Annotated in this window: 7 protein-coding genes; all 7 read right to left on the bottom strand. The window is 74.9% G+C overall.

Features of this window, described 5'->3' with window-relative positions:
* Positions 1 to 64: 64 nt before the first annotated feature.
* Positions 65 to 1294, bottom strand: coding sequence for a PLP-dependent aminotransferase family protein (locus tag ACFV1W_RS38645; RefSeq protein ID WP_380422043.1), 1230 nt, complete (start codon positions 1292 to 1294; stop codon positions 65 to 67).
* Positions 1295 to 1374: 80 nt separating this feature from the next.
* Positions 1375 to 2502 carry an alpha-hydroxy acid oxidase gene (locus ACFV1W_RS38640; RefSeq protein ID WP_380422042.1) on the bottom strand — a complete coding sequence of 376 codons (1128 nt, stop codon included), beginning with the start codon at positions 2500 to 2502 and terminating at the stop codon, positions 1375 to 1377.
* Positions 2499 to 3617 (bottom strand): 4-hydroxyphenylpyruvate dioxygenase, encoded by a 1119-nt coding sequence (hppD, locus tag ACFV1W_RS38635; protein WP_380422041.1) that lies wholly within the window; start codon positions 3615 to 3617, stop codon positions 2499 to 2501. Before hppD ends, ACFV1W_RS38640 begins: the two co-directional genes overlap by 4 nt.
* 118 nt (positions 3618 to 3735) lie before the next feature.
* Positions 3736 to 5055 (bottom strand): MFS transporter, encoded by a 1320-nt coding sequence (locus ACFV1W_RS38630; protein WP_380422040.1) that lies wholly within the window; start codon positions 5053 to 5055, stop codon positions 3736 to 3738.
* Positions 5056 to 5108: 53 nt separating this feature from the next.
* On the bottom strand, positions 5109 to 6131 hold the full coding sequence (locus tag ACFV1W_RS38625) for a pyridoxal phosphate-dependent aminotransferase (RefSeq protein ID WP_380422038.1): 1023 nt from the start codon (positions 6129 to 6131) through the stop codon (positions 5109 to 5111).
* Positions 6131 to 7177: an SAM-dependent methyltransferase gene (locus ACFV1W_RS38620; RefSeq protein ID WP_380422036.1), complete on the bottom strand. Its 1047-nt coding sequence runs from the start codon at positions 7175 to 7177 to the stop codon at positions 6131 to 6133. The genes ACFV1W_RS38625 and ACFV1W_RS38620 overlap by 1 nt, the downstream gene beginning before the upstream one ends.
* 108 nt (positions 7178 to 7285) lie before the next feature.
* A partial coding sequence (locus ACFV1W_RS38615) for an amino acid adenylation domain-containing protein (protein WP_380422034.1) occupies positions 7286 to 12095 on the bottom strand: 4810 nt, incomplete at its 5' end.

Genomic DNA, 12095 nt, shown 5'->3' with positions numbered 1-12095 from the left:
GGTCCGCCGGACAGGCCCGGGCACCCGTTCCGGCGGGCGGGGCCGTCCCCCCGCCCGCCGGAGTTCAGGACCGGTCGGCGAGCAGGGCGGCCAGGCCGTCCAGCCCCCGGTCGACGGTCTCCGGGTCGACCTGGCTGACGGACAGCCGCAGCTGCCGCTCCCCGCCCTCGCCCGGGTAGAAGTGGGACATCGGCGTCCAGATCACCCCGTACCGCGAGGCGGAGAGTTCCAGCAGCGCGTCGTCCACCGTGCAGGGCACGGTGAGCACCAGGAAGAACCCGCCGCGCGGCTCGTTCCAGCTCACCCCGCCGCCGGGCGGGAAGCGCCGGGCCAGCCCGTCCAGCACCAGCGCGAGGTTGCGCCGGTAGAGCGCGGCGACCTCGGTGTTGGCGGCCCGCAGGCTCAAGCCGTGTTCGAGCAGGGCCCCGCCGATCACGGCCTGGGCGATCGGCGAGGTGTTCACCGTGGTCATGCTCTTGACCATGCCGAGCAGGTCGGCCAGCAGCACCGTGCCGCCGGTGCCGTCGGCCACCAGCTGGTCCGCCACCACGTACCCCACCCGGGCGCCCGGGAGGGCGGTCTTGGCGAAGGACCCGAGGTGGACCACCCGCCGACCGGTGTCCAGGGCCTTGAGCGAGGGCAGCCGCTCCTCGCCCGCGAAGACGCAGTACGGGTTGTCCTCCAGGACCAGGAAGTCCTCCTCGCCGGCCAGCGCCAGCAGCTCCCGGCGCAGTTCCAGCGGCAGGCTGGCGCCGCTCGGATTGGCCACGTCGGGCACCAGGTAGAGCGCGCGCGGGCGCAGCCCCTCGGCCCGGGCGGCGGCGAGTTCGCGGCGCAGGTCGGCGAGGTCCAGCCCGTCAGGGGCGTCGGCCACCGGCCGCACCGGCAGGTCCGCCAGCAGCGCGGCGCCGGTCAGACCGACGTACGTCGGCGAGACGGCCAGCACCACGTCCTCGGGGCCTCGGCGCAGCGCCCGCAGCACCAGGAACATCGCCTCCTGGCAGCCGACCGTCACCACGATCGACTCGGCGGGCACCTCGATGCCCTCGTCCACCGCGAGGTGGGCGGCGATCAGCTCGTGGACGATGCCCTTGGTCCTCCCGTACTGGAGCACCTGACGCCGGGCCGCCTCCGCGGAGAGGCCGCGCTCGGTGCGCAGGTGGTCGACGTAGCGGTCCAGGTGGCGGTGGACGGCGTCCAGCTCGAAGAACTGCTCGGCCGGGCGGCCGGCGGCGAAGGAGACCGCCTCCGGGTAGCGGATGGAGATCTCGTTGAGCAGGTTCATCGAGGTCATCGCCGGGTCGGCGAGGGACGCGTGCAGCTCGGCCAGCCGCAGTTCGGCCGGCTGCCGTCGGTGCGGTGGGGCGACGAGGGTCACGGGGCACTCCAGGCGGGGCAGGGCATCGGTGTGGTGCGCAGCTCGGCGGCGGCGGCCAGGTCGGCGCAGCCGGCCAGGCCGAGCGAGTGCCGCAGTTCGGCGGCCAGCAGCTCCAGCACCCGGGCGCAGCCGGGTTCGCCGGCGGCCGCCAGGCCCCAGATCAGCGGCCGCCCGAGCAGCACCCCGGACGCGCCGAGGGCCAGCGCGGTCAGCACGTCGGAGCCGCCGCGCACCCCGCTGTCCAGCAGCACCTGGCAGCCCCGGCCGGCGAGCGCCTCGGCCACGGCGGGCAGCGCCGTCAGCGAGGGCACCGCCCGGTCGAGCTGGCGGCCGCCGTGGTTGGACACCACCACGGCCGCGGCGCCCAGCTCGGCGGCCCGCAGCGCGTCCGTCGGATCGAGCACCCCCTTGACCACCAGCGGCAGTTCGGTCCGCTCGCGCAGCCAGGCGAGGTCCGCCCAGGTGACGGCGGGGGAGAGCAGTTCGGCGGTGTGCGCGGCGACCGCCGAGACCTCGGCACTCGCCCGGTGCGCCCGCCCGGTCGCGCCGCCCTCCAGCAGCGCTGCGCGGACGTCGCCGGGCAGGGAGAAGGCGTTGCGGGCGTCCCGCAGCCGGCGGCCCATGTACGGCACGTCGGCGGTGACCACCAGGCACTCGCTGCCCGCCGCCGCGGCCGCCGCGACCAGGTCGAGCAGCCGCCCCCGGTCGCGCAGCCAGTACAGCTGGAACCAGAGCGTGGCGCCCGTCGCCGCCAGTTCCTCGAAGCCGACGCTGCTGAGCGTGCCGACGGTGAACGGCACGCCCGCCGCGGCCGCCGCCCGGGCCGAGGCCAGTTCGCCGTCCGGGTGGAACAGCCGGTGGTACGCGACCGGTGCCACCGCGACCGGCAGGGCCGACCGGCTGCGCACCAGGACCGCGGAGGTGTCGCAGACGGACACGTCGGCCAGCACCCGGGGCACCAGGGCCAGCCGGTCGAAGGCCGCCCTGTTGGCGGCGAGGGTGTGCTCCCGCTCGGCGCCGCCGGCCAGCCAGTCCCAGACCCCGGGCGAGAGGGCGGAGCGGGCGAGGTCGGCGAACTCGGCCACCGAGAGCGGGGGCCGAGGGGTCGTGGCGAGGGCGCTCATCGGGCGACTTCGCTGGCGTTGCGCTGGAGTTCGACGGCCTCGTAGAGGGCGCGGATGTTGTTGCTGCCGAAGTTGCGGGCCCGGATGCGCTCGATCACCTCGAAGAAGAAGGTGCCGCGCGGGTGGCGGGAGCGGGTGAAGATCTGGAACAGCTGGCCGTCGTGGTCCTGGTCGACCAGCAGGTTGAGTTCGCGCAGCTGGTCGAGGGAGTGCCGCAGCGGGGTCAGTCGGGCGGGCAGGGCGTCGAAGTAGGCGGCCGGGGTGCGCAGGAAGGGCACGCCGCGCGCGGCCATCGTGGCGACGGAGTGGACGGCGTCCTGGGAGGAGAAGGCCACGTGCTGCACCCCGGCGCCGCCGTGGTCGGCGAGGAAGGAGGCGATCTGGCCGCCGGCGTCCGGGGTGAGCGGCTCGATCAGGGTGAGCGTGACGCTGTGGTCGGGGCTCTGCACGACCATCGAGTCCATGCCGAGCGCGCCGACCTCGATCCGCTCCTCGAAGATCATCCGGAAGCCGAAGACCTCGCAGTAGCGGCGGACCGTCTCGCGCAGCTCGCCGGAGGGGACGCAGACCGCGAAGTGGTCGACCGAGCGCAGGCCCACCGCGGCGGCGTCGCGGCTCGGGTCCTGGCCGGCCGGCGCCACGTCGGGCAGGCCGGGTATCCGCTCGGCGGGAACGTCCGGGCCCCCCTCGATCAGGGTGTGCACCACGTCGCCGAAGGCGCCGACCACGGCGGTCACGCAGCCGTCCACGGCCTGCGGCGGGCGCAGCCCGTCGGCTCCCCGGCCGGTCAGCGTCCGGTAGGCGGCGGTGGCGTCCGGCACCCGCAGGGCCAGCGCGGCCACGCCGTCGTCGTGCCGGGCCAGGTAGTCGGTGGCCGGGTGGCCGACGGCGAGCGGCTGGGTGAGCAGCAGCCGGATGGCGGCCTGCCCGACCAGGGCCGAGACGCAGCGCTCGGCGCTCTCGCCGCGCTCGGTTGGCGGGACGAGCAGGTCGAAGCCGTACTCGGTGGTCAGCCGGGCGAGCTCGGCGGCGAGGTCGGCGACGTAGAACTCGACGTGGTCCAGCCGGAGTTCCAGGGGAAGCGGGGCGGTGTCGGGAGAGGAACGGTCGGGCATCTGAGGAGGCTCTCTCGTGAGGAGTGCACGGAGGCCCACCCCGGGCGGCGGTGCGGTGCGGCAGGGCCGCCGCCGGGGTGGGCCGGTGGCGTGGTGCGAAAGGGCGGATGGAGACGCCCTAGGAGCGCGGTGCGGACTCGGCGGGCACCTCGGCGGGCAGCTCGGTGGGCTCCTGCGCAGGGCCCTCGGCCGCCTCGGCGGTCGGTTCCGCCGCGGGCCGCTCGGCCGACTCCGCCTCGTCCTCGTCGTCCTCGTCCTCGACGACGGCATCCGGCTTGCCGAGCAGGAAGACGGCCGACAGGAGCGCGCCGACCACCATGGCGGCGAGCACCGTCCGGAAGTCCAGCGCGGCCACCAGCCCGGCGCCGACGCCGATGGCGAGCGCCTGCGGGGCGGTGAGCGAGAGGTTGACGGCCGCCTGGGTGCGGCCCATCAGCTGCGGCGGGGTGAGGGCCTGGGCGGCGGTGGCCAGGCCGACGACGCCGGCCGGCATGCCGGCCCCGGCGATCACCAGGCCGGCCGACACCACCCAGACGGAGGGCACCAGCAGCAGGACGGCGCCGAGCCCGAAGACCGCCGAGCCGAGCATGACGGTCCGCCGGGGGCCGAGCTTGCCGATCAGGATGCCGCCCAGCACCGATCCGCCCAGCGCCCCGACCGCCTCCACCGTCTCCAGCACGCCCAGGAACTGCGGCGAGCGGTTCAGCCCGTGCTGGATCAGCGAGAACAGCACCGGCTGGAGGAAGCTGAGCACGGTCGCGGTGGCGGTGGTCGCGATCAGCAGCGGTAGCAGCGAGGCGGTGGTGCGCAGGTGGTGGAAGCCCGCCAGCACCTCGGTGCGCCAGTGCCGGTCGGACGGCTCCGGCGTCGCCTCCTTCACCCGCAGCGCCAGGAAGGCGAGCGCCGCCGCGACCAGGATGCCGATGTCGACCAGGGCGACGGCCCGGCCGCCGAGCCACCCGTACAGGCCGGAGCCGACCAGCGGCGCCACCAGGGTGGTGCCCGCGCGCATGGTCTGGGTGAGCCCGACGGCCGCACCGAAGTCCTGACGCTCCGTCAGAATAGTTCGCAGCATGGCGCTCTGGGCCGGGGTGAGGACGGCCCCGGCCAGCCCGTAGAGCACCGCCGTGACGTAGATGATCCACAGGTGGCCCCGGCCGTCGACCAGCAGCAGCGGCGAAACCGCCACCGCCAGCGCGAGGTTGACCGTGACCAGCAGCGGCCGGCGGCGCACCCGGTCGGCGACCAGTCCGCCGAGCGGCAGCAGCAGCATCGGGACGGCGTAGCAGAACATCACCAGACCGGCCGCCGAACTGCTCCCCGTCAGGACCTTGGCCCAGATGCCGAGGGCGATGAAGAGGGCGCTGTCCCCGAGGACGGACAGCGTCTGTCCCGCGATGTAGAGCCGGAACTCCGGCCGCGCCAGAAGTGGGTGCATGTCCTGTTCCTTAGCTGCTGCTGTCTGGTGGATGGTGCTGGTCGGCCGTCGCGTCAGCGGGGCGAAGTGACGGCCCGGTGGGCGCGGGTGAAACCTTCGATCACGGCGTCGTTGGCGTCCTTCTCGCCGACGGCGATCCGGATGCCCTGGCCCGGGTAGAAGCGGACGGCCACCCCGAGCCGCTCCAGTTCCTCCCGGACCGGCGTCTCGTCCATGGGGGCCGAAACCCAGAGGAAGTTGGTCAGGCTCGGCGGCACCGACCGTCCCAGGGCGAGCAGTTCGGCCCGCAGCCGCTCCCGCTCCCCGGTGATCTCGGCGATCCGCCGGTCCACCTCCTCCTGGGCCGCGACGGCGGCCAGCAGGCCCGCCTCCTGGAGCCGGTTCACCGCGTACGGCACCTGGTGGTCCCGTACGCGCCGCGCCACCGACTCCTCGGCGACGGCGTAGCCGATCCGCAGCGCGGCCAGGCCGTGCGACTTGGACAGGGTGCGCAGCACCACCAGGTTCGGCCACTCGGCGGTCCGGGCCGGCACGTCCGGGGCCTCCCAGCCCCGGGCGAAGTCGATGTACGCCTCGTCCAGCAGGACCAGCGCGGTGGCCGGCACCCGGCGGAGGAAGCCGGTCAGCTCCGCCCAGGAATAGACCGTGCCGGTCGGGTTGTGCGGGTTGCACAGCACGACGATCCGGGTGCGCGCGTCCAACTGCCCCGCCATCGCGGCCAGGTCGTGCCGGGCGTCCGGGCCGAGCGGCACGGCGCGGGCCTCGGCGCCGGCGATCCGGCAGAACAGCGGGTAGGCGTCGAAGCAGGGCGCCGAGTGCACCACGTTGTCGCCGGGGCGGACGACGGAGTGGAAGAGGTCCAGCGCCACGCCCGCCGAGCCGTGGCCGACCACGACCTGCGCGGCCGGGACGGCCTGCCAGTCCGCGATGAGCCCGGCGAAGCGCTCCGGGCGCAGGTCCGGGTAGCGGTTGAGGTCGGAGGCGGCGCCGGCCAGGGCGGCAAGGACGGACGGCAGCGGCGGGTACGGGTGCTCGTTCTGGGCCAGCAGGTGTCTGAGCCCCGGGGCGGCGGCCATCAGTCGGCCTGCAGGACGTAGAGCCAGGAGTGCGGGGTGGCCAGCGCCTCGACGCGGTCGATCCGCAGCCCGGCGTCGGCGAACAGCCGCTCGTAGGTCTCCTTGGTGTGCAGCGGCACGCCCATCATCGCGTGCGCCAGCTCGAAGCCGACCGAGAAGACCGGCATCGCGCTCTGCGACTCGCCCGGGCCGCGGAGCATGGTGTCGCCGAGCACGAAGGTGCGGGCCTTCGGGAAGGCCTCGCGCATCCGGGTGAAGATCGAGGAGCGGGTGGTCGGGTCGGCCAGCAGGTCGTGCAGCAGGAAGAAGCTCATCACGGTGTCGACCTCGGCCACCTCGGCGGCCTCGGCGTCGTTGTCGATCTGGGTGCCGAGCAGGCCCAGTACGTCGGCCCGGACGGCGGTGACCCGGTCCTGCATCCCGGCCGCGGCGATGCCGGCGCGGGCGATCTCGGTGGCGGGGCGGCTGATGTCGATGCCCAGGCCCCGGGAGCCGTCGCGCTGCGAGACCACCCGGCGCACCCGGGCGGAGGTGCCGCTGCCCAGGTCGGCGATGGTGCGGAAGTCGATGCCGGAGAGCACGTCGGTCAGTTGTGCGGCGAACAGCGACTGGTCGCACTGGGCGGAGCCGAGGGCGACCATCGCCTCGTCGCGGAAGACGTCCTCGTTGTAGCGGTGCGAGCCGGTGCTCAGGTGGCCGGCGCGGCCGAACACGTCGTGGTAGCCGCCGACGGCCCAGGTGAAGTAGCCGCGGGCGGCGGCGATCTCGATCCCCGCCTCGGTGGGCAGGAAGCCGGTGCCGTCGGCCTTGAGGTAGCCGTAGTCGGCGGCGGCGCGCAGCACGGCCTCGGTGCGGGCGGTGTCACCGGACCCGGCGGTGATCGCGGCGGCCGACAGCGGCTCGCCGCGGCCGATCTGCTCCAGCACGCCGATCCGGTCCAGCGCGAAGATCACGTTGGCGGCGATGAAGCCGTTGTAGGCGTCGGTCGACGAGATCGGCGCCGGGGTGACGCCGCGCCAGGAGTCGGGGATGACGGCAGTCTGCATCGGTGGTGTCCATTCCTCGTGGTGGGCCGGGTCGCGGCCGCAGGGCGTGGTGGTGCGGGGGGTGTCGCGGCGGTGCGGGGGCGACGGGGACTTCGGTGACGGGGACTCTCAGGGGTGGGGCTCGTGGTCCGGCGCCGGGCGGCGCAGCCGGTCGGCGAGCACCGGGCCGATGACCGCGAGCGCCTCCGCGCCGGTCATCGCCCCGTGGGTGCTCGGCACCTCGTGGATTTCAACCCGGCCGCCCACGTGGGCCCGCCAGGCCTCGGGGTCGGGAGCGTCGGCGGGGCGGTCCTTGGCGGCGACGAAGACCAGCGCGTCGCCGTCGTAGCCCGGCAGCGGGGCGTCGCCGGCCAGGGCGAGGTTGGCGAGGAACACCTCGACCACCCGGGCCACCCCGGCCCCGCTCAGCCCGGTCAGCGGGCCCTCGCCGCGACGGACCAGCTCGGCGTAGCCGGCCTCGTCGGCGGGCCAGGCGGTGAGCTCGCCGGCCGGCTGGCCGAGGGAGTCGAGGATCGCGGCGAGCAGCGCCGGGTCCCGCTCGGCCCGGTCGTCGCCCGTGAACTCGGCGTACTCGTCGACCTCGGGGTAGCCGTCCAGCACGGCGAGCAGTCCCACCTGCTCGCCCTGCTGCCGCAGCAGCGCCGCCATCGCGTGGGCGACGGGGCCGCCGAAGGACCAGCCGAGCAGGGCGTACGGGCCCTCGGGCCGGACCGAGCGCAGCTCGGCCAGGTAGGTGCGGGCCATCTCGGCCAGGTCGGCCGGGTGGCGCGCCAGGTCGGCCAGCCCGGGCGCCTGGAGGCCGTAGATCGGCTGCTCGGCGTCCAGGTGGCGCAGCAAGCCGGTGTAGACCCAGCTGATCCCGGCCGCCGGGTGCACGCAGAACAGCGGCGGGCGGGAGCCGCGGGTGCGGATCGGCAGCAGCACCGGGAAGGCCTCCTCGGCGGGCGCGCCGTTCCTGGCCCCAGCCAGCAGCCCGGCCAGGCCCGCGACGGTCGGGGCCTGGAACAGCGCCCGGACGCCGAGGTCGTCCGTGCCGGTCAGCTCGCGCATCCCGGCGACCAGCCGGCCCGCCAGCAGGGAGTGGCCGCCCAGCTCGAAGAAGTTGTCGTCGATGCCGACCCGCTCCAGGCCGAGCACGTCGGCGAACAGCCCGCAGAGCACCTCCTCCAGCGGGGTGCGCGGCCCGCGCCCGCCCCCCGCGCGGCCCGGCTCGGGGGCGGGCAGCGCCCGCTCGTCGAGCTTGCCGTTCGGGGTCAGCGGCAGGCGCTCCAGCGGCACCAGGGCGGCGGGCAGCATGTAGTCCGGCAGTTCGGCGGCCAGGTGGGTGCGCAGCGCGTCCAGGTCGACCGGGCCGGCCGCCGGGACCAGGTAGCCGACCAGGCGCTTCTCGCCCGGGGCGTCCTCGCGGACCACCACGGCGGCGGAGGCCACCTCCGGCCGGCGGCTGAGCACCGAGCCGATCTCGCCCAGCTCGATCCGGAAGCCCCGGAGCTTCACCTGGGCGTCGATCCGGCCCAGGTAGTCCAGCTCGCCGTCGGCCGTCCAGCGGGCCAGGTCGCCGGTGCGGTACATCCGGGTGCCGGGGGCGCCGTACGGGTCGGCGACGAAGCGTTCGGCGGTCAGCCCCGGGCGGCCCAGGTAGCCGCGGGCCAGGCCGGCCCCGGCGACGTAGAGCTCGCCGGGCACCCCGGCGGGCACCGGGCGCAGCCGGGAATCCAGCAGGTAGAGCCGCAGGTCCGGAATGCCCGTGCCGATCAGCGAACGGGACTGCCCGGCGGCCGTACCGGCGTCCAGCGGGCGGTAGGAGACGTGCACGGTGGTCTCGGTGATGCCGTACATGTTGACCAGCACCGGGGCGCCCTCGGCGTGCCGCTCGTACCAGGGCGCCAGCCGGGCCAGGTCGAGCGCCTCGCCGCCGAAGACCACCCGCCGCAGGGCGAGCCGGGCGCCGAGTTCCGGCTCCTCCCGGTCGGCCTGCATCAACTGGTAGAAGGCGGAGGGGGTCTGGTTGAGGAAGGTGACCCGCTCGCGGACCAGCAGCTCCAGGAAGTCCCTGGGGGAGCGGCTGGTCTCGAAGGGCACCACGACCAGGCTGCCGCCGTGCAGCAGCGCGCCCCACAGCTCCCAGACCGAGAAGTCGAAGGCGTAGGAGTGGAACAGTGTCCAGACGTCCTGCGGGCCCGGGGAGAACCAGTGGTCGGTGGCCGCGAACAGTCGGGCGACGTTGGCGTGGGGGATCACCACGCCCTTCGGACGGCCGGTCGAGCCGGAGGTGTAGATGACGTACGCCGGGTGGTCCGGGCCGAGGTCGGGAACGGGCGCCGCGGAGGCCGCACCGGCCAGCTCGGCCGCGGTCTCCGGGGTGTCGAGCAGCAGCAACGGTACGGCCGGGTAGGGCAGTTGGGCGCAGGCCGTGGTGGTGGTGAGCAGCAGCGCGGGCGCGGAGTCGCGCAGGGTGTAGGCGATCCGGTCGGCCGGGTAGTCGGGGTCGATCGGCACGTAGGCGCCGCCCGCCTTGAGCACCGCCAGTACGGCGACGACCAGTTCCACCGAGCGGGGCAGGGCCAGCGCCACCAGGCGCTCGGGTCCCACGCCCCGGGCGGCGAGCAGCTGCGCCAGCCGGTTCGCCCGGGCGTCCAGCTCGGCGTAGCTGATCCGCTCGTCCCGGTGGACCACCGCCACGGCCTCCGGGGTGCGGGCCGCCTGGGCCGCGAACAGGGCCGGGACCGTGAGCGGTTCGAGGCCGTGCGGGTGGGTCCCGGGCCGGCTCCAGCGGTCCAGGATCAGCGTCCGCTCGGCCGGAGTGAGGATCTCCGCCTCGATGACCGGTCGGGTCGGCTCGGCCACCACGGCGGCGAGCAGCCGCTCGAAGCGCCCGCCGATCGCCGCCACCGTCGCCGGGTCGAACAGCTCCCGGGCGAACTCGACCACCACGCCGATCCCGGCCGGGGCGCCGTCCGCGTCCAGCCGCTCGCTGAAGCCGAACGCCAGGTCGAACTTGGCGAGTCCGGCCTCCGACGGTTCGAAGCGGGCGGGCAGACCCGCGAACGAGGAAGTGGCCGGCTCGCCGGTGCCGAAGGTCAGCATCACCTGGAACAGCGGGTGCCGGGCCGCCGAACGGGCCGGGTTGAGCACCTCGACCAGCCGCTCGAAGGGCACGTCCTGGTGCTCGAAGGCGTCCAGGTTGGCCAGTCGCACCCGCTCCAGCAGCTGGTGGAAGCTCGGTTCGCCGGACAGGTCGGCGCGCAGCACCAGGGTGTTGACGAAGAAGCCGACCAGCTCGTCGAGCGCCTCGTCGGTGCGCCCGGCGATCGGGGTGCCGAGCGGGATGTCGTCGCCCGCGCCCAGTCGGCTCAGGGTGGCCGCGAGGGCGGCCTGCACCACCATGAACACCGAGGACCGGCCGGCCCGCGCCAGCCCGGCCACGGCGGCGTGGAGTTCGGCCGGGATCAGGAACTCGACGGTGTCCCCCCGGCGGGTCGGGGCAATCGGGCGCCTGCGGTCGTACGGGAGTGCCAGCTCCTCCGGCAGACCGGCCAGCGCCTGTTTCCAGTAGGCGAGTTGGGCGTGCTGGACGCCCGCCGGATCGTCCTCGGCGCCGAGCACGTCACGCTGCCACAGGGCGTAGTCGGCGTACTGGACCGGCAGCGGCTGCCAGTCGGGGGCGGAGCCGGTGCTGCGGGCGCGGTAGGCGGTGTCGAGGTCGCGCAGCAGGGGCGCGACGGACCAGCCGTCGCTGACGATGTGGTGCATCAGCACCAGCAGCACGTGCTCGTCGGCCGGCAGCGAGAACAGCCGGGCGCGGACCGGCAGGTCGGTGGCCAGGTCGAAGGTGTCGCGGCTCGCCTCGGCGAGGGCCTCCCGCAGCTCCGCCTCGTCGGACACCGGGCTCCGGTGCAGGGCGAGTTCGGCGGTCTCGGCGATCAGCTGGTGGGGCCCGCCGTCGGCGGTCGGGAAGGTGGTGCGCAGCACCTCGTGGCGGCTGACCACGTCGTTCAGTGCCCGGGCGAGGGCGGCGGCGTCGACCGCGCCGGAGAGGCGGAGCACGAACGGGGTGTTGTAGAGGGCGCTCGGGCCCTCGAACTGGTCGATGAACCACAGGCGTTGCTGGGCGTGCGAGAGCGGGACCCGCTCCGGGCGCTCCCGGGCCGTCAGCCGGGCGCGCACCGGGGTGCCGGTGTCGCCGAGGTGCTCGGCCAGCGCGGCGACGGTCGGACTGTCGAAGAGGGTGCGGATGGGGAGTTCGGTGCCGAGGGCGGTGCGGATGCGGCTGACGAGTCTGGTGGCGAGGAGGGAGTGTCCGCCGAGGTCGAAGAAGTTGTCGTCGATGCTGGCGGCGGGCAGGCCGAGGGTTTCGGCGAAGAGTTGGCAGAGGGTCTGTTCGGTGGCGTTGCGGGGGGCCCGGCCTTCCGGTGTGCCGGAGTAGTCGGGGGCGGGGAGGGCGCGGCGGTCGACCTTGCCGTTGGGGGTGACCGGCAGGGCGTCGAGGGTGACGACGGCGGCGGGGAGCATGTAGGCGGGCAGGCGTTCGGTGGCGAAGGCGCGCAGTTCGCCGGGGGTGGCCGTGCCGGTGACGTAGGCGACGAGGCGCTTGTCACCCGGCCGGTCCTCGCGGACCATCGCCACCGCGTGGCCCACCGCCGGGTGGGCGGCGAGCGCCGCCTCCACCTCGGCGGGCTCGATGCGGAAGCCGCGGATCTTGGCCTGGTCGTCGGTGCGGCCGAGGAACTCCAGTACGCCGTCCGCGCTCCAGCGCACGATGTCGCCGGTGCGGTACATGCGCTCGCCCTTGCCACCGAACGGGCAGGCGACGAAGCGCTCGGCGGTCAGTGCCGGGCGGGCCACGTAGCCGCGGGCCAGGCCGTTGCCCGCGAGGTACAGCTCGCCGGGCACCCCGGCCGGGACCGGCTGGAGCGTG

Source organism: Kitasatospora sp. NPDC059648, assembly GCF_042734825.1.
In the GTDB taxonomy this organism is placed as follows: Bacteria; Actinomycetota; Actinomycetes; order Streptomycetales; family Streptomycetaceae; genus Kitasatospora.
The sequence above is the reverse complement of the archived record's forward strand: the minus strand, read 5'-3'. Positions and strand labels throughout refer to the sequence as shown.